Genomic DNA, 22,267 nt, shown 5'->3' on the forward strand with positions numbered 1-22,267 from the left:
AGCCCGTCAACCCTGCCGCAAGCCGAGCCACCGCCCCACATGTGCACACCGACACCATCACCTCTATACGCGATGTGCAGCCGCGAATAGATCTGCGCTGCTACGACAATGGCGCGCTGGGGCGGCCAACCACCACGGTCCTCTGACAGCTCCGGAACACCACGCCCTATCCGCGCGATGTCAGCCCGCAAATCGAAGTGCGCTGCTACGGCCAGAGCGGCCGAACCCACAGGGCCACTCAGGCGCTGCCCCGCTTTGTCTACGCATACCGGCCATACGGGGTGTGTAGCTGGGACGAAGAGTGTGCGCACTCGGGAGCGGCGACCGGGCGCATACGGGCCAGTGAGTTACTCCGCCTTCTTGCGCCCCGCGAGACCGCGCCAGGCAAGGTCGTCCAGGAGGTCGACCGCCTCGGAGACCTCGATGCGGCCGCTGGCTACGCGGTCGGCGATGGCCTCGCCCGCGCCGATGACGGCCGCGGCGACAATATCGAAGTTGGTACCGGGTTCGGCGTGCTTGGCACTGGATTCGAGCAGTTTGGCGGTCAGTTCGATGACGCGTTCGCGGGCGTTTTCGATTTCCGAGGCGAAGGCTTGCTGGCCGATTGCCTGGCGGTAGAGCACCTGCCAGGAGTTGCGGTTGCGGTCGACGAATCCGAGGAAACCCTCGAGCGCCGCGCGCACTTGTTCATGTGGGGACAGTTGCGGATTGCCCGCCGGTGCCACCGATTCGATGAAGCGCAATCCCTCGCGCTGAATGCAGGCGCGGAACAATTCATCCTTGGAGCCGTAGTAGAGGTACAGCATGGGCTTGGAGATTTTCGCCTCGGCGGCGATCGCGTCCATCGAGGTGTCGTGGAACCCCTTACGCGAGAAAACCTCGACCGCGGCGTCGAGCATCTGCTGCTCACGAACCGCCCGAGGAAGTCGCTTCGTTCCGCCCGCCATTACTCTCCTACCACATGGTGAAACTCTTATATTACTCCAAGGTAAGTTCGGCGGGTCGGATTGCGCGTTCGTAAGTTCGGCGAACTATCGGCACTCGGCTCCCATCCTTCGGACCGCGATGTCCTTGGATTCGCGGGCGCAGCTGTTCGGCTGTCCAGCAGGGGAATACTACGGGTGTACGGCGATAGGGCGGCTGTACAACATACGAGAGCCACCGGCGACTTCACGCAGGTCGCTTGGAAAGGCCAATCGTCAGCAGGACTGCAGCGCGCCCTTGAATCGAGCCATCCGCAGCACCGATGCCCCGACCCGCTCGGCGGACAGGCGCCCACTCGATACCGCCTGCTCGAGACGGTCCAGCACCTGCGGCACCGCATCGGTGGTGATCCACAGCGCAGTGTCGGCACCGGCGATCAGCGCCGCCTCGACCGCGTCCTCGATGCTCATCCGGCTCGTGATGGCGGCCATGCCGCCGAGGTCGTCGGTGAAAATCGGACCCCGGAACGGTGCCGCGCCGTAGCCGGTGCCGTCGCGCAGCAGTGACATGGCCTCCGGGCTGATGCTGGCGGGGACATCGGGAGTGGTCAGGCCGGGTACGTCGAGGTGACCGACCATGGCGGCAGCGCCGGAGTCGACCAGATTGCGGAACGGCACGAGGTCGACGCTCTGCAACTGCGTCAGCGGCGGGGTGCGGACGGCGCCGGTGTGCGAATCGCCCGATCCGGAGCCGTGGCCCGGGAAGTGCTTCATCACCGTGCCGACCCCGACCTCGTTCATGGCGCGGATGTAGGCGCCGGCGTATTCGGTGACCACCGCGGGATCGTCGGAGAAGGACCGGTCACCGATGACCGAGTCGTCGGGCTGACTGCTCACATCGACGTCCGGGGCGAAGTCCACGGTGACGCCCAGATCCTTCAGTGCGCGCCCGCGGGTCACGGTGGCGTCGTGGAACTGATCCGCTGTCATGGTCTGGGCGGTCACCCGGGCCGATGGGGCGGCGCCGATCAGATCCTTGGCCCGGGAGACGCGGCCGCCTTCCTCATCGATCGTCACCATGAGCGGTACCTTGGCGGCGGCCTCGACCTGTTTGATCAGGCCGTCACCCAGCAGCGACTTATCGGTCCAGCCGCCGACGAAAATGCCGCCGACCTGCGAATTGCGCACCACATTCGTGGCGTCGTCGGCACCGGTGACACCGACTGTCAGCAGTTGCCCCAGTTTCTCGCGCAGGGTGAGTTTCGCGAGGAAGTCGGCACCGCAGTCACCTTTGACGGTGGTGGTGGCGGGAGCCGCGGAACCGGCCGTCACGGCGGGAATCGCGGACTTCGACGGCGCGGGGCCGGAGTCGCCGTTCGAGCACGCCGTCGCGACGGCGGCGAGGATTGCGAGCAGGACGAGAGGCGTCTTCCGCATAAGTCCACGGTAATCGGCGTGCTGCGGACGGTTCGACTCAGGTATGGCTAGCGGCCAGTCGCAGCGTCCGGCGGGCCAGGTCGGAGATTCGGCAACCGTCGTGGCCGAAGACCGCGCTGTGCAGTCGGTCGTGGAACGGATCGGTCCAGTGCGCCGGGATCCCGCGGGCACCGGCGCGGATTCCGGCGACCGAACCCGCGGTCGCGCCATTGGAGTCGGTATCGCAACCGCCCTGCACGGTCAGCGCGATCGTGCGGGTGAAATCGCCTGCACCCCAGAGTAAACCGGCGGCGACGAGGCAGGCGTTCGGAATGGCGTGCACCCAGTTGTAGCGGTCGTGGCGGCGGTGAATCGCTGCGAGAGCCTGCTCCCATGACCTGCCGCCGTCATGGTCCACGATCACTTCGGCGACCGCGACGCGCAACCTGGAATGTGCCGGAATGCATTGCTGGGCAACGGAAAGCGCATCCGATATGGTGTCGGCGGTGAAGGCCGCGGCCACCAGCGCGGCGGCCCACATCGCCGCGTACACACCGTTGCCGGTATGCGAAAGCCCGGCATCGCGCGCGGCCAGTTCGGCGGCACGCGCCGGTTTACCCGGGTTGACGTAACCGTAGATATCCGCGCGAATCATCGCACCTATCCACTCGCGATACGGATTTCGATACCCGGCCACCTCCGGTGGTTTCCGACCGGCAATCAGATTGCGGTAAGCGACCCGCTCCGCGGTGTAGGTCTGCAGAAATGGCAGATGTTCCAACCAGGCATCGGCGACATCGGATTGCGTGAAATTCGTTCCACATGTTTCCAATAGGTGCAATCCCAGCACGGTGTAATCGACATCGTCATCGCGCGGTGCACCGTCGATGCGGCCTTTCGCCGATACCGGCCAGGTCGGATTCAACGGATATTCCGGCGACGGCGGCAATAATGCGGGCACATAGTCGGTCAGCGGATAGGCGTCGGCCCGCTCGAGATAGGCGCGGATTCGTGCGGGCGTCCAGACGAATCCGTTTTCCAGCGGCTTGCCGAGCGTGCAGCCGACGCAGCGCCCGAGCCAACCGCCGTGGATCCGCTCGAACAGCTCGGGTATCGGCGCGACCGGCCGGATTGCCGACTGCGGTGCCGCAGTTCCGGATTCGTCATAACCCCAGTCGGGATCGCGTTCGGCGTTTTCGAGTCGATCGAAAATCGCCCAGCATTCGGCCGGTTCGACATGATCGGCGGCGACGAGCGCGCGCACCTCGGACTCGAACTCGGCCACCGAATAGCCCGATTCGAGCCGCTGCCGCCATTCGTAGAACAGCAGGGTCCGCGGGTCGATCTCGTGCCTGCCGAAGAACACCAGTTCGTTCGCATCGGGCATATCCGCTCCTGGTCCGTGTCGCCCGGTCGGTTTTTTCGCCGTTCAATCCGTTCCCGCTGCAGATTATCCGCGCGCGGCAATACCTCGTGTCGGGGTTGTCCGGAGTAATGTTGTGGCGTAGCCATATGACTCCTACCTGGAGGTCATCGTGCCGTGCGATCTCATGCTCATTGCCTATGACGGTTCCGAAAATGCCAAGCGGGCCATCGAATACGCCGGCCGGTTCCTCGCGGCGAACAGAGCGGTGGTGCTCACCGCCTGGGAACCGATGGTGCGCCAGGCCGCTCGGCTGTCCGGACTCTCCGGTGTGATGCAGCCGGAATGGGTGCCCGACGAGGAGATCGAGGATGTCGCCTATGTCGACGCCCGCAATATCAATATCGAGGGCGTCCGCTTGGCCAAACTCGCCGGTCTCAATGCCGAGGCCCGCACCGCCGAGTGCACGTCGACGATCTGGAATGCCATCGTCGAAACCGCCGACGACCTCGACGTCGACATCATCGTGGCAGGGACGCGCGGCGCCACCGGTATTCGAGCGCTGATGCACAGCAGCGTCGCCGACGCCGTACTCAAGCATTGCCACCGTCCGGTGCTCATGGTGCCGCCGGGCAGGGAACGGCGTCGCTGAGATTCGGGTCGCTGAGATTTGGGTCGCTCGGGTGGCTCTGCTCCGGGTTTGCGGGGTTAGGGTCGAGGGATCATGAACGGTTTCTTGCTCGCTCAGCCCGGTGGGGTGATCCGCGCGTCGGGGACCCAGGTCACCTTCGACGAGGCGGCGCGGGCGGTGGCGGCGCTGCGGGACGGGACCGCCGAGCTGATCGTCGGCGCCCTGCCGTTCGATCCCCGGAATTCGACCGCGCTTTGCGTGCCCGAGCGGGCCCAGCGCACGGTCGGGCCATGGCGGCCCGCAGCGCTGCCCGACCTGCCCGCCGTTCGGGTCATCACCGAAATACCAAGTCCGGCAGAGCATGTCGCGCGGGTGACGAAACTGGTCGAGCAGCTGAACGATCCGGCGCAGCCGTTGCGCAAGGTCGTGGCCGCTCGATCGGTGCTGGCCGAAGCCGACAGCGCGCTGGAACCGGAGCTGGTCGCGGGGCATCTGCTGACCAGGCATCCGCACGCGAATGTTTTCGCGGTCGATCTGACGGCAGCGGGTCGGCCGGGTGCGACGCTGGTCGGCGCCACCCCCGAGGTACTGGTCGCACGGCACGGCGCGACCGTCACGCTGCATCCGCTCGCGGGGACATTGCCGCGCCTCGCCGATCCGGACGACGACGCGGCGCAGGCGCGAGAGTTGTTGGCCAGCACCAAGAATCGCGATGAGCACGCGTTCGTCATCGAGTGGATTCGGGAGGTGCTCGCGCCGGTCTGCGCGGTACTCACCATTCCGGACGCCCCGCAGCTGATCAATACCCACGAGGTCTGGCATTTGGCCACCCCGATCACCGGTCGCCTACGCGATCCCGCGACGACCGCGCTCGACCTGGCGATCCGCTTGCATCCCACCCCGGCGGTCTGTGGCACGCCGACCGATCTCGCCCTCGACACGATCGCGCACATAGAAGAGGAACGCGGCTTCTACGGCGGCGCGGTCGGCTGGTGCGATGCGTACGGCGACGGCGAATGGGTGGTCGCGATTCGCAGCGCGGAAATCGCCGCCGACGGGCGCTCGATCCGTGCCTTCGCGGGCGGCGGCATCGTGGCCGCTTCGGATCCGCATGCCGAGTTGGACGAGACCAGCGCCAAACTGCGCACACTGCTCGGCAGTTTGCACTGCGCCATCCCGAGCTGAGCGACCCGCGCCCGCTATTCGATTCCGCTATCGGTGGCCTGAACGTAGGTGATCGCGCGCTGCCCTGCTAGGTTGGCCCAGAATATGCCTGCATCGATGTATTGGAGTGCCGCGATGAAGTTTGCTGTCCCTGGTGTTGCGAGTGCAGTCGCGGGCGCCGTGTTGGGCGTGATCGGGGTGTTCGTCATCACGATGGCAGTGCAGCAGAACACGCGGCCCGATATCGAGCGTTCCGACTCGACCTCCTCACTACTCAACAATGTCGAGTACGGCAGCCGCTGATCCCGCGCGGCGCGAACGATAGGCCCGTAGGCGGCAGCCTGCGTAACCACGGAGGGCCGGTGAGCGCCGCGGATTCAACACAGCCCGCTGCTTCGGCCACCGACTCGTTCGGTTCCTCGGGCGCGGCGCGTCAGTATGAGAGCGCCCCGCTGGGCAGGGGCTGGTTCGTCGGGACCGTGGTCGCGGCATTCCTGCTCACCTTTCTCCAGGCGCCCGGCCTGACGGTCGCCGACACCAAATACGATCTGGCGCAGAATCCGCTGGGTTTCCTCGAACGCGCCGCCCACCTGTGGAGCAGTCAGGCCCCGATGGGGCAGGTGCAGAACCAGGCCTACGGATATTTCTTCCCCCACGGCGCATTCTTCTCAGCCGGACATTTACTCGGTCTGCCCGCCTGGGTGACGCAGCGGATCTGGTGGGCGTTGCTCCTGCTCGCCGGGTTCTGGGGCATCGTGCGGCTCTGCGAAGTGCTCGGCATCGGCGCACGCGGATCGCGGATCGTGGCGGCGGGGGCATTCGCACTGTCACCGCGAGTGCTGACCACACTCGGTTCGATCTCCTCGGAGACGCTGCCGATGGTGCTCGCGCCGTGGGTGCTGCTCGCGCCCGCCGCGCTGGGCACCGCCTACCGGAACCGGCGCGGGGGTGCGGCCTCGCCCGCAGGTAGTGCGCTGGCCTTGGCATTGATGGGTGCGGTCAATGCGGTGGCGACGGTCGCGGCGTTTCTGCCCGCGCTGCTGTGGTGGGCGTCGTATCGACCGAACCGGAAGTGGTGGCGGTTCACCCAGGCCTGGATTCCGCTGCTGGTGCTGGCCACATTCTGGTGGGCGGTGCCGTTGCTGTTGCTCGGCAAGGTGAGTCCGCCGTTCCTGGACTACATCGAATCGTCGGGGGTGACCACGCAGTGGGCCTCGCTCGGTGAAGTGCTGCGCGGCACCGACAGTTGGACGCCGTTCGTCTCGCCGGAGCGGATCGCGGGCGCGGTACTGGTGACCCAGCCCGCCGCGGTGCTGGCCACCGGACTGCTCGCGGCGGCGGGTATGGCCGGATTGGCGATGCGGTCCATGCCGTATCGCGGGCGGCTCGCGCTGATTCTGCTGGTCGGGCTGCTCGGGATCTGCGCCGGATTTGTCGGTGAACTGAGCGGGCCGTTCGCGGATTCGGTGCGGGTGTTCCTGGACGCCGGGGGCGCGCCGCTGCGCAACGTGCACAAGCTGGAACCGCTGATCCGAATTCCGTTGGTGCTCGGTCTCGCGCATATGTTGAGCAAGGTGCCGTTGCCCGCGTCCGTTCCGATGCCGGTGTGGCGCAGCGCCTTCGCCCATCCCGAACGCGATAGATCCGTCGCCGTCGCCGCCTTGATCCTCACCGCGCTCGCGCTGTCCACCTCATTGGCCTGGACCGCGAAGCTCGCACCGCGCGGCGCCTACGACGAAGTGCCCGAGTACTGGAAGCGGACGGCGCAGTGGTTGTCCCACAATGCCTCCGATACCCGAGCGCTGGTTGTGCCCGGCGCCCCCTTCGGCAGTCAGATTTGGGGACTCACCCGCGACGAACCGCTGCAGGCGCTCGCGAGTACGCCGTGGGCAATCCGGGACGCGGTGCCACTGAACCCGCCGGGCACCATCCGGGCCATGGATTCGGTGCAGCGGTTGATCGCCGACGGCAGGCCCTCGACCGGACTCGCCGCGACGCTGGCCGAGCAGGGCATCGGAATTCTGGTACTGCGCAACGATCTCGATCCGGAGACGTCGCGTTCGACCCGGCCGATGCTGGCACATCAGGCGATCGACGGGTCGCCCGGATTGCACAAGGTGGCCGAATTCGGCAATCCGATCGAGACTGTCAGACCCGACGGTCTGGTCGCCGATGGTGATCTGCGCCCCGCGTATCGGGCGGTCGAGATCTATCGCGTCGAGGCATCGCCCGCCGGCACTCCGATCGAGATCCACAGCGGCACAGGCGCGCCGACATCATTCCCCGGTGCCTACACGGTGCCCATGACCTCGGTCGGTACGGTTCAGGGCGGGCCGGAAGTGCTCGAACGGTTGCGCCGCGATCCCGGAACCGCGCCGACGCTTCTCGCATCCGATGCGGCGGCGGCCGGTCTGCCGATCGGGCCGTTGACGGTGACGGATACGCCGATGGACCGGGAGGCCGACTTCGGTCGGGTGGACAATCACAATTCGGCGCTGCGCGCGCCCGACGATGCGCGCCGCACGCACAACCTCGTGCCCGACTATCGGGTTCCCGGTGCGGAATTGGTGCGCGGGGAATGGTCGGGTGCGACGGTCACCGCATCGAGTTCCGCCGCCGACGCCACGCAGTTGGGCGGCTCCGCGCCCGGCAGTTCGACGGCCGCGGTTGTCGACGGTGATCCGTCGACCGCGTGGATCAGCAATGGCGCCGAACACGCACTGGGACAATGGCTTCGGCTCGATCTCGATCATCCGATCAGCTCCGGACTGCTCGAACTGACCACCAGCTCGGCCGCGATCGGCGATCCGGTGAAGTGGGTCGAGGTGCGGACCGCGAACGGGAGTGTGTCCGCGCGGATTCCCGAACCTGGTATGCCGGTGTCGATTTCGCTGCCTGCGGGCAAGACCGACTGGCTCACCATTACCGCTATCCGCACCGAGGACGGTACGCGCGGTGGGCAATTCGGAATCAGCGAGCTGACTCTGGACGACTACACCGACCGGAGTGCGCCGGCGCGGGTCGATATTCGGCATCGGACCGTGCTTCCGCCCACCCCGGCGGGAGCGCAAGTGCGGGCCTGGGATCTCGGTCAGGAATTTCCCGGGCGCAGTGCGTGCTTCGATGCGCCGGACCGCGTGCGATGCAGCAAGGGACTTGCCTTGGCGCCGGAGGAACCCGGCACGTTCGAACGCACGCTGTCGGTGCCGGAACCGGTGAATGTGACGCCGCAGTTGACCGTGCGGACTCGACAGGGTCCGGCGCTCGAGGCGCTGCTCACCGACCACACGCGTCCCGTCGCCCGCGGTAAGGCAGACGTCGGTGACCTCCGTGGTTCGGCCTTCGCGGCCACCGATGGGGATCCGCGCACGAGTTGGACCGCGCCGGAGGATTCGGTGCGGAATCTGGCGGGCGGCAAACCGACACTCACACTGGAATTGCCCGAACCGGCGCTGGTGACAGGGTTGGACGTGACACCGTCGCTCGGCGAGTTGCCCGCCGCACCTGTTTCGATAGTCGTAAATCTCGGCAACGGCCCACAGGTTCGCGAGATCGAACCGGGCGAATCGACCCGAGTGTCATTGCAGCCCACCGTGACCGACCGCATCGAACTGAGCATCCAGACCTGGAAGCCGGTCCTCGACCGCACCGCCCTCGGGTTCGCCCAGACGCAGCCACCCGGTCTCGCCGAGGTATCGGTACTCGGTCCCGACTACCCGGCGCCCGCCCCCGGGGATCGGCTGATCACCGTCCCGTGTGCGCAGGGGCCGACGATTGCGCTCGGTGGACGATTCGTGCGCACGTCCGTCACCGCGACCGCTGATGAATTGCGCTCTGGCGCACCGGTTCCCGCTCGCGTGTGTGCGGATTCGGAACTTCCGCCCGAGTTGGCGGACACCGGGAATGCCCGCCCCGGTTCAACCAACCCCGCATTCGGTAATGGCCTGAGCACAGCCCGCACACCGGATGCGGCCGACAGCGGATCCACCGACACGATCCCGGTGGCTGCGGGGCGTGCGGACGTGACGGTCGCACCGACGGATCTGTTCTTCGTAGACCGACTTCGCCTGAACCGCACCGATTTCCCCCCTGCCGCTGCGCCCACCGCGACATCGGGACAGCTCCTCGTCCTGCCGCTCAGTACCAATGTCGGTTGGCAGGCGCGCACCGCCGACGGCAAGGAACTCGAGCCGGTCGTGGTCAACGGCTGGCAGCAAGGCTGGCTGCTCCCGGACAACCACTCGAATGCCATTACCGTCTCATTCCCCATCGACCGCTGGTACCGCCTCAGTATCTTCGGCGGCCTGCTGCTGCTCATCCCGCTCATCCTGATCGCCATCCCTCGCAAGCGCCGGAGCCCGGAAACCGTTGGTCCGGAGCCGAATTCGCCCGCAGGCGCCGACGCCACCCGAAATCCGCCTGGTAAGTACAGCCGTGCCGACTCCGACATGCACGCAGCCGAGCGGACCGCCGACGGGGTGTCGCCCCCGACCAGCTGGGGCAATCGCCTTCTCGGCGCGCTCGGAATCGCTGCTGTAGCAACCGTCATCGCCGGACCCGTCGGCACCGCACTGACCGTGGTCGCGCTCGCCGCCACTCGGTTCTCCGCACGGGTGACGCCGAAAGTCCTCACCGCCGTCGCGGGCCTCGGCACCGCCGCCGCGTCGGCAGCCCTTTCCACCGGACCATGGCGCGCCGCAGGCGGATACATGGGCGGCTCGCTGTGGGTGCAAGTACCCGCACTGCTCGCCGTGATCGCCGTCGGCATCGCCGCGCTGCCCGCCCGACGTGCGCATCATTGAATAGCCTCGAACGGGTGACGGACTGCGCAGAGTGCGGAGTCGACTACGACCCTGCCTCGGTTCCCGAGGTGTCGGCGCTGACGAGGGACCACGCAGCGGAATACGCGGCACAGGCCCGAATCCGGTCAGCCAACCGTCTCGTCGCGCGCTTCCGTCACGGTCGCAGCCGAGCGCGCGGCCTTCGCACGATCGCGATCACGCGCGAACCGGCGCGCCGGTTCCTCGATGAGTGCATAGCTGGCCGCGGCGATCGGGAGGGTGATCGCGATCGTCAGGATGAGCACCTTGCCGAAGTTGCCGCCGAACGGCAGGATTCCGAAAATCGGGAACACCACCGAGAGCACCGCGAGATGCCAGAGGAAGATGCCGTAGGACCAGCGCCCGATCATCGCGGCGACCCCGGATTCCAACCAGCGATGTGGACGCGCGCCGGGCGGGCGCAGCACCAGCGGCGCGAGCAGCGCGAAACCGATGATCGCGCCGAAACCCATCTTCGCCGCGTACTGCCAGGGCTCGGCCCGCGTCAGCCCGGCGGGACCGCCCATGTCGGTGGCGGAGATCAGGAATGCGACCAGCGCGATGCTCCACATCACCGGCTGATTGGCGAGCAGCCGAAGCCGCGACGATAGCTGATCCCTACTGTCGACGAGCTCGGCGAGCAACATGCCGCCCGCGAACCACGGCAGATATCCGGGCAGCCAATTGTCGGCGTGAATGGCATCCGGAGTCGGGACCGGAATGAAGTTCCAGCCCAGGCTCACGACCGCGAGCGCGAGGATCGCGGGGACGCGCCAGCGCGCGGCATCGCCACGTAACCGCACCGCCACGAACGCCAGCAGCGGCAGCGCGACATAGAAGGCCACTTCGACGGACAGGCTCCACATCTGGGTGAGTCCATCGGTGAGCGTGAGCGGCACGAATACCTGCGTCAACGCCAGATTCGAAGCCCATACCCGTAGGCCGGCGGTATCGGCCGCACTCGGCACCAGGATCAGCACCGCGGCGACCACAACCCAGTACGCGGGCAGAATGCGCGCCGCGCGATGCCGCAAGTAGTGGGCGACCGACGGCGCGGTGCCCAGTCCGCGCGCGACCGCCGCATGCGGACGCCACAGCAGGAATCCGGACAATGCGAAGAAGACCGCGACCGCCATATCGAACCGTTCCAAGATCCGCCCGAGTACAGGCGTATTCGCGGCGCCGGTCTGGAATGCGACGTGGGTCAGCAGCACACTGAGTGCGGCCATGCCGCGCATACCTTCCAAGGCGGGCACGAAACCGCGTGTACGCGCGGGTGCGATGGTGGTCGGCGCGGATTGGGTGGCGGTCATCGAACTCCAGTCTGCAGGATCTCCTACCAGCTGGTAACCCCACGTTTCAGAGTTCGCGCTGGACTCGGGCGATTTCTGGGTCGAATCCGGCCTCGGCACCGCATGGTACGACATCGGGCTGTTAGTGTCGGGGCTCACGAGTGCCGTGGCGTGCCCGCAGTACTCGCCGCACAGACCCGTTTTCTACGACGAGGAGAGTTTGCATGGCACTGAGTGCCGGAACCAGAAGGACGGTGGCCTGCCTGCTCGTGGGTCTGGGTGCGTTGCTGATCGTCGCCGCGGTTATGATCCCGACCTACACCATCAGCAAACTGGCGAAAACTCCACTCGATCTCGAGATCACCACCATCGCGACGAACCAGCCGGGCGAAGACAGCCTGGTCCTGGACTCCAAGTCGCTCACCGCACCGGAGGGCGCGGCCAAGATCGAGACGAATGTGCCGCTGATCTCGCAGCGGTTCCTCACCGTAGAAGAGCCCTCCGACGCCACCGAGATGACCGTCCAGGCCGGTCAGACCCTGCGACGCATCGATAAGCAGGGCGACACCGGCCTGCTCACCGCGACCGTCGACCGGGTCACCATCGACCGCAAGACCGGCGAGCCGGTGGCCAAGGACCCCAACGGCTCCATTGCCGTCACGGTGAACAAGGACATGGAGAGCATCGCCGACCCGGTCCAGCACACCGGCCTGCAGTACCGCTTCCCGATCGGCACCGAGAAGAAGACCTACCCGTACTTCGATGTCAATGCGCGTAAGTCCTTCGACGTGAACTTCATCGAAGAGTCCGAGATCAACGACATGAAGGTCTACCACTTCCAGATGTCGGTCCCGGTGACGAACATGTGGGACGTGATCCAGGCGCCGACCAACAAGCTGAGCCTGCCCGCATCGAAGTGGGGCCTCGAGGGCGACGACCCGGTCACCATGACCCGCTTCTACACCAACACCCGCGACCTGTGGGTCGAGCCGCAGACCGGCACCGTGATCAAGGGTGGCGAGCAGATCCACCTGTACTACGCGCGCAGCGGCGACCACCCGGACGTCACCGCGCTGAAGTCGCACCTCGTCTTCGACGAGAACACCATCGAATCGCAGATCTCGGTGGCCAAGGAGAACATCGACAAGCTGTCGCTGTACGGCCGTATCATGCCGATCGTGCTCGGCGTGCTCGGTGTCGCCGCCGTGGTCGGCGGTGTGTTCCTGGGGATCCGCGGCGGGACCGGTGCGGGTCGGCGTGGGCCGGGTCGCGGTCGAGATGATGCTCCGACCGAGCAGATCAGGATCCAGAAGAATCTCTGACGGTTGGTTCGACTACTCGGCTCCCCGACGTTATGCCGGGGAGCCGAGTTCGTTTTCGCGTAGGTCGATTCAGGGCGCGGACGGCCCCATCGGGTAGGCAACGGGATGCGACGGCTGATACAGCAGCATCACTCCCGCGCCGGGAATCTTCATATCGATGCAGCGCCCGAAACCTCGCTCGGCGATCTCACCCACGAATTCCGCCCCACGCCCGCCCAATTCCGCCATCGTCTGCTCGATGTCATCGCACATCAACGAAATCTCGTGACGCGGCGGCCCATCCGCCGGATGCACCCCGAGCTCACTCGGTCCAGTCGCGAATATGAGCCACCCCCCATGCGCATCGACATTCGGCCAGCCGAGAACGTCACGGAAGAAGGCGCGGGCCACATCCGGATCCTGCGCGTAGACCAGCGTGTGCACAGCGGTGATCATGCTGGTGATGCTAGGTGAGCGGACGGCTCCGCGATGCGTGTTCTGTCGGCCCGCCGGATGTTCAGCCGGATGCGCTCGGCAACTCGGCAGTCCCGGAGCGGTCGGCGGTACGCAATACGATCACCGCAACGAAGATGGTGGTAACGGCCGCGACACCGACCGCGGTGGTGATCAGCGTCGGTACCGAGCGTGCGAAACAGGCCATGAGGACCACCTCGACCACCAGGCCGAGCCAGGTCACCGCGGCGAGGGCGGTGCGGTCCACCGCGATCGCCGAAAGCAGTGCACCCTGTAGCACCGCGAGTATGGCTCCTTGCAGGGCGAACAACCACAGCAAGCCTTGGATCGGCGCGTAATCCTGTCCCGCGAACAATGGCGCGACCGGTGCCGCCAAGGCAGCGCCCGATACCGCCACGATTCCGATGCCCGACAGCACCGCCAGTGCATCCCGGATCGCACGTGCCGAATGCGTCGGCTGCGCCATCCGCGGATACAGCACGACTCCCACGGCCTGCGGCAACCAGAACGCGATCTTCGCCGCGATCGCCCCCAGCGCGTACCGGCTCGCATCCGCCTCGTCCAAAACGATTCGCGCAATGATCAAATCCGCCGACGACAATGCCATCAACGCCGCCTGCACCTGTGCCGCCCGCAACACCGGCAGCACTCCGACCGAACGCACACCCTGAGCCGTCGGCCGGTCGCCGACGGACCGAACGTCATCTCGAGTTCCCGCTTCGTCGACTGCGAATCCGGGCATCGGTCCTTCGGCGGTAACGTCCGGCGACGGTCCCGTCGCAGGCGCGATAGCGGGGCGAATGCGTACTGGCGGCGCGCCCGCGGTGGAGCGGGCGAACGCGGAGGCAACGACGATTCCTGCGGCGGCGGCGCACAATGCGGGAGCTGTGCCACCACCCGCCGCGAGGATCACCAACGCCGGGACCACACGGGCTACCCCGGCCGCGCCCAGGACCACGGCCAGGGCTCGGAAGCGTCTGCTGCCCTGCAGGATTCCCTGTTCACCGGATAGCAGGACCAAGGCGGGTGCCGCGCCGAGGGCCGCTGCACCGGCGAGTACACCGACGTTCAGTACGGCAGTCACAACCGGTATCAGCGCCGCGGCGACTACAGCGACGATCACCGCGCACCGCCACTGCAACCCGCGCAGAGCCGCCACACTCGACCCGCGCACCAGTTCCCTGGCAACCACGTTCTGGAGCGCAAGGGCGGGTACCGCGCACAACAGCTGCACCGCGAGCAGGCTGGCGAATTCGCTGTATCCGGTGACCCCCAACCACCGACTGGCCAGCATCTGCAGCAGATATCCCGCCACATTGGCCGTCATCGCCCCTGCCGTGACCAACGTCAGATCCGCGACGACGGGAAGACGACGGACAGCAGGCACGCGGCAATCGTCGCACCCCACCACCCCGCGCCCCGCACGCGCCCACCGTGACCGAACCGACTGTCGTCCCTGTTCCCTGCATGTCCGGCACCCCGTGGGATATCGAGCAACTCACCCCGCTGGCCGCCCGTCCCATGCGCACAATGCGGCTCCCCGAAGACGCGCTCACGCCCACAACCTGACCTCGCCGCATGATCACGAGGGGGCAGGTCCGGTGGAGCAAGGCCGACAACCGGAACCTGTTCCTGGACAACACCCACGACCGATCCTTCGGCGCCGCGCCTGCTCGATGCGCGACTCACCGCCGAGGCCGACGCCCAACTCCAACGCCTGGCAACACTGCTCGGCGCGATCGGCTACCCGATCGGGATTCTCCGTACCGGAAGGTGGTGGTTTGCTCGACGGTACGTAAGGTGCACAGGCGTGAGTGGCAGCGGCCCGGCTCGACGCACCCGGTGGGCGAGGTTCGTCCCCGCCGGTTACAGCGGCCTGCTGGCGCTGCTCATCGCCGGGCCACTACTCGGCCCGGGTTATCTTCTGCTGCGCGACGCAGTGAGCACACCGCGTTCCTATCCGACGGACTCCGCACTCGGTCTCGGCGACGCGGCCCCACGCGCAGTCCCTCAGGATGCGCTGCTGGCGGCGCTGTCACCGCTCATCGACGGCGGTTCGATCGTCAAGGCAATACTGCTCGTCGCATTGTGGGCAGCCGGATTCGGCGCCGCGGTCCTGTCCCGCGAATTGCTCCGGGTATCGACCGGCCCTCAACTGGTCGCCGTCACGGTCGCGATGTGGAACCCCTACGTCGCCGAACGTCTCCTTCAGGGCCACTGGAGCCTCCTGACCGGCTATGCGGCTCTGCCCTGGACCGCATTGGCCGCGTACCGAATCCGCTGCTCGATCAACCCGGATCCCGGGCAGCCGCCACTCGTGCCGAACGCCGAGGCCGCTTCCAGCCGAAGCGGAAAGTCCGCTTCGCGCAGGCGTGCGGTGAGTTCGTGGGCGGCTCTGGCTGGATGCTTCGCGGCCGCGGGACTGACCCCGACGGGTGCGCTGCTGGCGGGCTGCACCGCCATGGTCCTGGTCGGACGGCGAAATCTACTCGGCGCGCTCGCGCTGCTGCTGGCCACGTCCGCACCGTGGCTGACCGCGACGGCACTGTCCGGCGCAGGCTCCGAACCGTCCGACCCCGCGGGAATCGCCGCCTTCGCCGCCCGCGCCGAACCCGCCCTCGGCACCCTCGGCTCCCTGGCCGGACTCGGCGGAATCTGGAACGCCGACTCGGTCCCCGACTCGCGCACCACGCCCCTCGCCCTGATCGCCACCGCACTGCTGCTGACTCTCGTCGCCATCGGCATTCGCACTACCGCGGGGATCGAGGCACCCGCTACGAATCGCCATACCGCTGATCGGCCCACGCCCTCGACCAGCCCTGCACATGCCGATGAATCCGATACCGCCACAACTCGTTCGCCGGCCTCTGCTGCCGAACAGTCCGGCGATACCGCAACCTGCCGCCTCGATGCCGGTGACATCGAATCAGACAGCGACGCGGATTCGAATCGCGAGGTGTCCGAGACATCCAGCGCCGGCGCGACTCCCGCAGGCGACACCACAAATTCGACGCACCCCGAGGCCACGACCACCGACGCCGACACAGCCGCCGGCGACACCGGCGGCATCGATCGGGAGGGCTTGCGAGTCCGTCGCGCATTGCTGGCACTTGCGATTCTCGCCGTCCTACTGCCCGCATTGGGGGCCACGACGTGGGGCATGAGCGGCTTGGAGTGGCTCGTCGGTCATGTGCCCGGCGCGGGGTTGTTGCGGGATACGCAGAAGTATGTGGCGCTTGCCATGCCTGCGTACGTGCTGTGCGCCGCCGCTGGGTGTCGAGCGGTCGCACTGCGCTTCGCGGCAGCGGCGAAGGAGTCCAGCGGCTCGTTCGGGATGGCCTTGACCGCAACGGTATTCATCGCGCTGCTGATGCTGCCGCTGTTCGATTTGGCCTGGGGTGTGGGTGGGGCGCTGAAGCCGGTGCATTATTCCGTCGGCTGGCAGCGGGTTGCTGAGCGGATCGATGGGTCTGGGGATGTTGCCGTATTGCCCGGCGGGATGTTTCGGAAGTTCCCGTACAGCGGCAAAGTGGCGGTATTGGATCCGGCGCCACGAATGTTGCCGCGCGACGTGTTGCAGACCGGTGAGCTTCCGGTGCACGGGCGCACCGTGGCCGGTGAGGGCGCCCGGGCCCGAGAGGTGGAAACCGCACTGCTGCACGGTGATTCGGCACGGCGGTTGGGTGAGCTCGGGGTCGGCTGGGTCCTCGTCGAACGCACCACGCCCGGACCGCTCGGCGAGTCGAAAACAACACTCGCCCAGCTGGACTCGGTCTACGCCGACTCCCAACTGGCCCTGTACCGAGTCCCCGACGCCACCGACCATCTCGAAGAATCACAGTCCGCGCACCGCGTGATCGCCTACGCCGCCCACATCCTCTGGGCCGCGCTCATGGTCGGCGGTCTGCTGCTCGCGGCCATATTGCGCCCCACGCCGTTGACCCGAGCGGCAGACGAGTTCGTCGCATGACCGCGACCCACGACCGATCAGGGTCCTGGCGGAATAAGCCCCGAGCTGTGCTCACCTCGAGCCGCGGCCGCGAGCACCTCGTACACACCGTTACCGGTTTGCTCCCAAGAGAATTCACGCGCCCGGGCACGCGCCTTCTCCCCCATGACAGCGCGCGCCTCGGTGTCGTCGACCAGCTCACCGACGGACTCGGCGAGCTGGCTCACATCGTCGACGAGCACCCCGGTCACCCCGTCGACAATGGAATCGGTGAGTCCGCGTGAACTGCGGTAGCCGATCGTCGGGACGCCGTGTTGCGCCGCCTCGATGACCGCGAGGCCCCAGCCCTCCTTGCGGGAGGGCAGCACGTGCACCCAAGCGCGCGCGAGCAATTCGTGTTTGCGCCGCTCGTCGACGTGGCCGTGGAAGGTGACCGCGTCGGCGATGCCGAGGTGGCGGGCGTCGGTCTTCAGGTTGTCCGCCCACCAGCCGTCGCCGATGACATCGAGTCGCAGGCCGGGAATCCGACTCCGTAGTCGCGCGACAACCGCGAGCGCGTCTTCGATCTGCTTGTGCGGCACCAACCGCGAGAGCACCACGATGCGCGGCTCTTCGGTGCGCGTCTCCGCGCAGCCGGTCGGCGCGTCCACTGGAACGGGCTCGGCGCCGTTGCGCACCACCGCGATCCGGGAACCGTCCACCCCCAACGTGGCCAGTTCCTCGGCCGAGGGCAGCGAAACGGTCAGGTATTGGTTGTGCCGATGCACCCGCGGCGAGAGCCGCGATTCGATCCACCAGCCGATCCGCCCGACGAACCGTCCGGCGACCGGCCACTGCTCTCGATGCCCGTGATGCACCAGCACCACCGACGGTGCCTTCGTCGCCGCCCCCGCGAAGAACGGGATCCCGTTCTGCGTATCGATCACCGCATCGGGCCGCAGACCTCGCAGCGGCCCGATGCCGAGCCGTCCGAGCGCGATAGCGACCAGCGCCCGCGGATAGACCGAGAACCGCCCGCCCGCCCGGCTGATATCGATGCCGTCGATGCGCTCCCGCTTCGGTGCGCCCGGATATCGCGCGGTGCGCAGGGTTACTTTGACCCCGCGCGCGGCGAGCTGCGCGCCGACCTGTTCCAGGTATCGTTCGCTGCCGCCGCCCTGCGGGTGCCCGGTGTCACGCCAGCACAGCAGGAGGACTTCGCGCACTGTGGAGCTTCTCTCGGTCAGCAGGTCACGGATATCGCCGTACACCCTAACCCGCGCACCTGCCCGACCAGCCGCCACCGCGCCCTTACCAGCAATCGCGCACCGCGTGAACAGCAACCGACGCCCGCGAGAATTCCCAGCCCAGGCAGGCGGGACCGCGGCGCATTGCCCGCACTATGCGAGACTCTGCGCCGTGCCGACTGCTGAAACCGAGCCAGCCGAGGCCGTGGCGGCCCAAGCCCCACGGCGCGGACGAGCCGTGTCCCGGTTCGCGCGGCGGGCGACCTTGCGCCGGTCGCTGCGGCTGCTCGGCAGTTTCCGATTCGAGCAGACCGATCCCGCACTGTTCTACGGCGGTCTGGCCGCCGACAGCGCGGCGATGCTCGTCGACTTCTACACAGATATCACCGGACACGGCCTCAACGGCGCGACCATCCTGGATGTCGGCGGCGGCCCCGGCTACTTCGCCGACGAATTCGTCAAGACCGGTGCACGCTACCTCCCCGTCGAGCCCGACCCATCGGAGATGCACGCCGCCGGACTCTCGGTGGCGGGCGCGGTCCGCGGGTCCGGTATGGCACTACCGTTCCGCGATAACGCCGTCGACATCTGCTTCTCCTCGAATGTCGCCGAGCATGTGCCGCAGCCGTGGGTCATGGCCGACGAAATGGTCCGTGTGACCCGTCCGGGCGGCTTGATAGTGCTCTCGTACACGGTCTGGCACGGCCCGTTCGGCGGCCACGAAACAGGGCCGTGGCACTACCTCGGTGGTGAGTACGCAGCGCGCCGATACCGTCGCAAGACCGGCCGGGAACCGAAGAACCGCTTCGGCAAGTCGCTGTTCGCGGTCCGCGCCGCCGACGGGTTGCGTTGGGCGGCAGGCACTTCCGCGGATGTGCGCATCATTTTCCCCCGCTACCACCCGCGTTGGGCCTGGTGGCTGGTTCGCGTACCCGTGTTGCGAGAGTTACTGGTGAGCAATCTGGTGGTAGTGGCCGGCAAGCCGTAGCGCTACTTCTCCAGCCAGCCCCGGCGCCAGCTCCTGCGCCCGCATACGTTGATCGTGGCCGCCCATGGCGATTCCTGAATGGCCAAACCGACCGTCTCCAGGGTGGTCAGACCGACCTGATCAGCCAGCATTCCGACGACGGCGACCGCCTCGGCGGCCTGCATCGCGGCGGTTGCCTGCTCGATGGTCAGCGTCCGGCCCGGTAGGAAGGAAACCACCCATCCACCTACGCCCACACTTTTAGCTTGATGCTCGGTCTGGTCGCTGGTCATCAACGACCGACCGATCACTTGCACCGCCATGACTCTGACTCCCCAATTGCGTAATCGGTTCATGAATCGAGCGAGCTGATCAGTAGCTACAGCATGACCGGTACAGGAACAGAACGCAATAGTGCGTTCTCTGAAAAGCGAACCGACAGGTTGGAATTCGCGCAGTTCAGACCGTGGACCAGATGGCGAACTGGAACATGTTACAGACAATCGGGCCACAAAACTGTAACGTGTTCTCATGCATTACGACAGCCTGTTCATCGGCGGCCGCTGGACCGCGCCCGCCGCCACCGAGCGCCTCCAGGTCATCTCGCCCGCAACGGTCGAGCCGGTGGGCAGCGTCCCGGTGGTGGGTCGCGCCGACGTCGACGCCGCGGTAGCCGCCGCTCGGCACGCCTTCGACAACGGTCCATGGCCGTCCACACCGCCCGCGGAGCGCGCCCAGGTGCTCACGCGCGCCGCGCGCCTGATCGAGGAGCGTTCGGCGGATCTGCTCGCCACGCTCACCGCGGAAATGGGCGCACCGCAGATGATCGCCATGACGCTCAACCAGATTCCGGCGGTGGCCGCGCTCGACGCGTACGCCGGACTGGCCGAGTCCTTCCCCTGGAACGAAACCCGCACCGGCCTGTTCGGCACCGCGCGGGTCTCGCGGGAGCCGCGCGGTGTGGTCGCGGCCGTCACGGCCTGGAATGTCCCGCTGTTTCTCGCGGCCAATAAGCTCGCGCCCGCATTGCTCGCCGGATGCACGGTGGTGCTCAAGCCCGCGCCGCTGACTCCGTTGACCGCCAACAAGATCGGGGAAATCTTCACCGAGGCGGGCCTGCCCGAGGGCGTGCTGTCGATCCTGCCCGCCGAGGCGGATGCCGCGGAATATCTGGTCTCGCATCCGGGCGTCGACAAGGTCACCTTCACCGGCAGCACCGCGGTCGGTCGCAAGATCGGCGCCATTGCGACCGGACAGCTCAAAAGCGTCTCGCTCGAGCTGGGCGGCAAATCGGCGGCAATCCTGCTGCCGGATATGGATATCGCCAATATCCCGGTGCTCGCCTTCTCCGGTCTGATGAACAGCGGCCAGGGTTGCGTCGCGCAGACCCGCATTCTCGCGCCGCGCAGCCGCTACGACGAGATCCTGGAAGCGCTGGTCGAGCACGTGCAGACGCTGAAAACCGGCGATCCCACCGATCCGGCGACGACCTTCGGCCCACTGATCTCCGAACGTCAGCGTGACCGCGTCGAGGGCTATATAGCCAAGGGCAGGGAGGAGGGCGCGCGACTGGTGCTCGGCGGCGGCCGCCCGGCGAATGTGGACCGCGGCTGGTTCGTCGAGCCGACCATCTTCGCCGATGTCGACAACAAGTCGACGATCGCGCAGGAGGAGATTTTCGGCCCGGTCCTGTCGGTCATCCCGTACGAGACCGAGGACGAAGCGGTGGCCATCGCGAACGATTCCGTATACGGCCTGGCCGGCTCGGTCTGGACCGCCGATATCGAGCACGGCGCGGAAATCGCGGCGCGGGTGCGTACCGGAACGTACGCGATCAATTGGTACGCATTCGACCCGAGTTCGCCCTTCGGCGGCTACAAGAACTCCGGCCTCGGCCGGGAGAACGGACCAGAGGGTCTGGACGCATTCTGCGAGCAGAAGTCCCTGCTGATGCCGATGGGATGGACGGGGTAGTCAAGCCCCCGGCATAACCACCCGGACTACCGGCTGACGATCCGGTGCGTCGACGATCCTCGGCGCACCGGCGTCGACGATTTCGACCTGCCAGCCCGACGGCAGCGCATCCTGCAAACGTCCGGCAGCGCGCCGCAGCGGCGTGCTCGCGGTCGCCGGCTCGATCTGCGGCACCGCCAGCGGGCCGATTTCCAGATCGGGCCCACCCGTCACCCGACCGCCACCCCTCGAGGAATCGCTTCGCGATGCCGTATTCATCCAACCACCTCTCATGCGTTGATCTCATCGCTGGCCGCAAGGTTCGGATTCGCGAGTCGAAAGGGAAGTAGTTCAGTCATTGAGTTAATGATTGGCAATTGATCTGGCGGGTCATGAGACGGAAACACGCGTAACATGCGCCCCTCCCGGACATTCCTCGTATTAATACGAAGCACATCCGGGCAAATCAACCGTAGCGCACCGACGGCTTCAGATCCGACGATCCGAAAACATCGACCGATCGATACCGCCTGGTACGCGCATTCACCGACGAGATTTGCCAGCGATGCAGCGACCGGCGATAACCGGCGGGCGTCGTACCGGTGGCCGCGCGCAGATGCACCCGCAGCGCGGTGACGCTACCGAATCCGGACTGTGCCGCAACAACTTCGGTGAACAGTTCGGTAGTCTTCAGCAACCCTCTGGCACGCACGGTGCGCTGCGCCTCCAACCAGCGCCGCGCGGCGTGGTGCCCACCTCGGCTTCGAATCGGCGGATGAATGTGCGTT

Annotated in this window: 19 protein-coding genes; 9 read left to right on the plus strand and 10 right to left on the minus strand. The window is 66.9% G+C overall.

The genetic code is table 11. The features are described from left to right. Nucleotides 1–347 precede the first annotated feature (347 nt). The 3 genes from ACQPXH_RS31815 to ACQPXH_RS31825 all read right to left on the minus strand — a co-directional run bounded on the left by ACQPXH_RS31815 (nt 348) and on the right by ACQPXH_RS31825 (nt 3,726). Nucleotides 348–947 carry a TetR/AcrR family transcriptional regulator gene (locus ACQPXH_RS31815; protein WP_433600097.1) on the minus strand — a complete coding sequence of 200 codons (600 nt, stop codon included), beginning with the start codon at nt 945–947 and terminating at the stop codon, nt 348–350. A 252-nt stretch (nt 948–1,199) separates the two neighbouring features. Further along, nucleotides 1,200–2,360 (minus strand): glycoside hydrolase family 3 N-terminal domain-containing protein, encoded by a 1,161-nt coding sequence (locus tag ACQPXH_RS31820; RefSeq protein ID WP_433600098.1) that lies wholly within the window; start codon nt 2,358–2,360, stop codon nt 1,200–1,202. Between the two features lie 37 nt (nt 2,361–2,397). Beyond that, a complete protein-coding gene (locus ACQPXH_RS31825) occupies nt 2,398–3,726 on the minus strand; it encodes an ADP-ribosylglycohydrolase family protein (RefSeq protein WP_433600099.1) in 1,329 nt (442 codons plus the stop codon). 148 nt (nt 3,727–3,874) lie between these two features. Between ACQPXH_RS31825 and ACQPXH_RS31830 the strand changes: the two genes are divergently transcribed. From ACQPXH_RS31830 to ACQPXH_RS31845, 4 genes are all read left to right on the plus strand, one after another. After that, the gene (locus ACQPXH_RS31830) at nt 3,875–4,354 is read left to right on the plus strand and encodes a universal stress protein (RefSeq protein ID WP_433600100.1); all 480 of its coding nucleotides are present in this window, start codon (nt 3,875–3,877) and stop codon (nt 4,352–4,354) included. 72 nt (nt 4,355–4,426) lie between these two features. Beyond that, nucleotides 4,427–5,518 carry an isochorismate synthase gene (locus tag ACQPXH_RS31835; protein WP_433600101.1) on the plus strand — a complete coding sequence of 364 codons (1,092 nt, stop codon included), beginning with the start codon at nt 4,427–4,429 and terminating at the stop codon, nt 5,516–5,518. A gap of 114 nt (nt 5,519–5,632) precedes the next feature. Beyond that, nucleotides 5,633–5,800 (plus strand): DUF2613 domain-containing protein, encoded by a 168-nt coding sequence (locus tag ACQPXH_RS31840; RefSeq protein ID WP_433600102.1) that lies wholly within the window; start codon nt 5,633–5,635, stop codon nt 5,798–5,800. 149 nt (nt 5,801–5,949) lie between these two features. Then, the gene (locus ACQPXH_RS31845) at nt 5,950–10,299 is read left to right on the plus strand and encodes an alpha-(1->3)-arabinofuranosyltransferase domain-containing protein (protein WP_433603651.1); all 4,350 of its coding nucleotides are present in this window, start codon (nt 5,950–5,952) and stop codon (nt 10,297–10,299) included. A 125-nt stretch (nt 10,300–10,424) separates the two neighbouring features. On the opposite strand, the gene ACQPXH_RS31850 is transcribed toward ACQPXH_RS31845, so the two are convergent. Further along, entirely contained in the window at nt 10,425–11,630 is a 1,206-nt protein-coding gene (locus ACQPXH_RS31850; RefSeq protein WP_433600103.1) for an acyltransferase family protein, read from the minus strand. A gap of 203 nt (nt 11,631–11,833) precedes the next feature. Between ACQPXH_RS31850 and ACQPXH_RS31855 the strand changes: the two genes are divergently transcribed. Further along, a complete protein-coding gene (locus tag ACQPXH_RS31855) occupies nt 11,834–12,931 on the plus strand; it encodes a DUF3068 domain-containing protein (RefSeq protein ID WP_433600104.1) in 1,098 nt (365 codons plus the stop codon). Between the two features lie 69 nt (nt 12,932–13,000). On the opposite strand, the gene ACQPXH_RS31860 is transcribed toward ACQPXH_RS31855, so the two are convergent. Together ACQPXH_RS31860 and ACQPXH_RS31865 are read right to left on the minus strand one after the other, a co-directional pair. Then, nucleotides 13,001–13,366 carry a VOC family protein gene (locus ACQPXH_RS31860; protein WP_433600105.1) on the minus strand — a complete coding sequence of 122 codons (366 nt, stop codon included), beginning with the start codon at nt 13,364–13,366 and terminating at the stop codon, nt 13,001–13,003. A 61-nt stretch (nt 13,367–13,427) separates the two neighbouring features. Next, nucleotides 13,428–14,711: a polysaccharide biosynthesis protein gene (locus ACQPXH_RS31865; RefSeq protein ID WP_433603652.1), complete on the minus strand. Its 1,284-nt coding sequence runs from the start codon at nt 14,709–14,711 to the stop codon at nt 13,428–13,430. Between the two features lie 107 nt (nt 14,712–14,818). Between ACQPXH_RS31865 and ACQPXH_RS31870 the strand changes: the two genes are divergently transcribed. Both ACQPXH_RS31870 and ACQPXH_RS31875 read left to right on the plus strand, forming a co-directional pair. Further along, a complete protein-coding gene (locus tag ACQPXH_RS31870) occupies nt 14,819–14,953 on the plus strand; it encodes a hypothetical protein (RefSeq protein WP_433600106.1) in 135 nt (44 codons plus the stop codon). A 241-nt stretch (nt 14,954–15,194) separates the two neighbouring features. Further along, nucleotides 15,195–17,354 (plus strand): hypothetical protein, encoded by a 2,160-nt coding sequence (locus ACQPXH_RS31875; protein WP_433600107.1) that lies wholly within the window; start codon nt 15,195–15,197, stop codon nt 17,352–17,354. A gap of 17 nt (nt 17,355–17,371) precedes the next feature. On the opposite strand, the gene ACQPXH_RS31880 is transcribed toward ACQPXH_RS31875, so the two are convergent. Continuing rightward, nucleotides 17,372–18,538, minus strand: coding sequence for a glycosyltransferase family 4 protein (locus ACQPXH_RS31880; protein ID WP_433600108.1), 1,167 nt, complete (start codon nt 18,536–18,538; stop codon nt 17,372–17,374). Nucleotides 18,539–18,764: 226 nt separating this feature from the next. Here ACQPXH_RS31880 and ACQPXH_RS31885 point away from each other — a divergent pair, with 226 nt between their 5' ends. Continuing rightward, a complete protein-coding gene (locus ACQPXH_RS31885; RefSeq protein WP_433603653.1) occupies nt 18,765–19,547 on the plus strand; it encodes a class I SAM-dependent methyltransferase in 783 nt (260 codons plus the stop codon). Between the two features lie 2 nt (nt 19,548–19,549). Here the strand turns inward: ACQPXH_RS31885 and ACQPXH_RS31890 are convergent, their stop codons facing one another. Further along, nucleotides 19,550–19,849 (minus strand): hypothetical protein, encoded by a 300-nt coding sequence (locus ACQPXH_RS31890; protein WP_433600109.1) that lies wholly within the window; start codon nt 19,847–19,849, stop codon nt 19,550–19,552. Between the two features lie 208 nt (nt 19,850–20,057). On the opposite strand from ACQPXH_RS31890, the gene ACQPXH_RS31895 reads away from it, so the two are divergent. Beyond that, nucleotides 20,058–21,500: an aldehyde dehydrogenase gene (locus ACQPXH_RS31895; RefSeq protein ID WP_433600110.1), complete on the plus strand. Its 1,443-nt coding sequence runs from the start codon at nt 20,058–20,060 to the stop codon at nt 21,498–21,500. Here ACQPXH_RS31895 and ACQPXH_RS31900 read toward each other — a convergent pair whose 3' ends face one another. Together ACQPXH_RS31900 and ACQPXH_RS31905 are read right to left on the minus strand one after the other, a co-directional pair. Then, nucleotides 21,501–21,758 carry a hypothetical protein gene (locus ACQPXH_RS31900; RefSeq protein ID WP_433600111.1) on the minus strand — a complete coding sequence of 86 codons (258 nt, stop codon included), beginning with the start codon at nt 21,756–21,758 and terminating at the stop codon, nt 21,501–21,503. Nucleotides 21,759–21,945: 187 nt separating this feature from the next. After that, nucleotides 21,946–22,191, minus strand: a complete 246-nt coding sequence (locus ACQPXH_RS31905; RefSeq protein ID WP_433600112.1) for a hypothetical protein — start codon at nt 22,189–22,191, stop codon at nt 21,946–21,948. Between the last annotated feature and the right edge of the window lie 76 nt (nt 22,192–22,267).

This window comes from Nocardia sp. CA-135953 (genome assembly GCF_050955735.1).
Classification (GTDB): Bacteria; Actinomycetota; Actinomycetes; order Mycobacteriales; family Mycobacteriaceae; genus Nocardia.

Coding starts and splice junctions, on each gene's coding strand:
- ACQPXH_RS31860 (WP_433600105.1), bottom strand. CDS start 13,366: ATGATCACCGCTGTGCACACGCTGGTCTACGCGCAGGATCCGGATGTG.
- ACQPXH_RS31890 (WP_433600109.1), bottom strand. CDS start 19,849: ATGGCGGTGCAAGTGATCGGTCGGTCGTTGATGACCAGCGACCAGACC.
- ACQPXH_RS31865 (WP_433603652.1), bottom strand. CDS start 14,711: ATGACGGCCAATGTGGCGGGATATCTGCTGCAGATGCTGGCCAGTCGG.
- ACQPXH_RS31820 (WP_433600098.1), bottom strand. CDS start 2,360: ATGCGGAAGACGCCTCTCGTCCTGCTCGCAATCCTCGCCGCCGTCGCG.
- ACQPXH_RS31900 (WP_433600111.1), bottom strand. CDS start 21,758: ATGAATACGGCATCGCGAAGCGATTCCTCGAGGGGTGGCGGTCGGGTG.
- ACQPXH_RS31815 (WP_433600097.1), bottom strand. CDS start 947: ATGGCGGGCGGAACGAAGCGACTTCCTCGGGCGGTTCGTGAGCAGCAG.
- ACQPXH_RS31835 (WP_433600101.1), top strand. CDS start 4,427: ATGAACGGTTTCTTGCTCGCTCAGCCCGGTGGGGTGATCCGCGCGTCG.
- ACQPXH_RS31895 (WP_433600110.1), top strand. CDS start 20,058: ATGCATTACGACAGCCTGTTCATCGGCGGCCGCTGGACCGCGCCCGCC.
- ACQPXH_RS31840 (WP_433600102.1), top strand. CDS start 5,633: ATGAAGTTTGCTGTCCCTGGTGTTGCGAGTGCAGTCGCGGGCGCCGTG.
- ACQPXH_RS31850 (WP_433600103.1), bottom strand. CDS start 11,630: ATGACCGCCACCCAATCCGCGCCGACCACCATCGCACCCGCGCGTACA.
- ACQPXH_RS31855 (WP_433600104.1), top strand. CDS start 11,834: ATGGCACTGAGTGCCGGAACCAGAAGGACGGTGGCCTGCCTGCTCGTG.
- ACQPXH_RS31825 (WP_433600099.1), bottom strand. CDS start 3,726: ATGCCCGATGCGAACGAACTGGTGTTCTTCGGCAGGCACGAGATCGAC.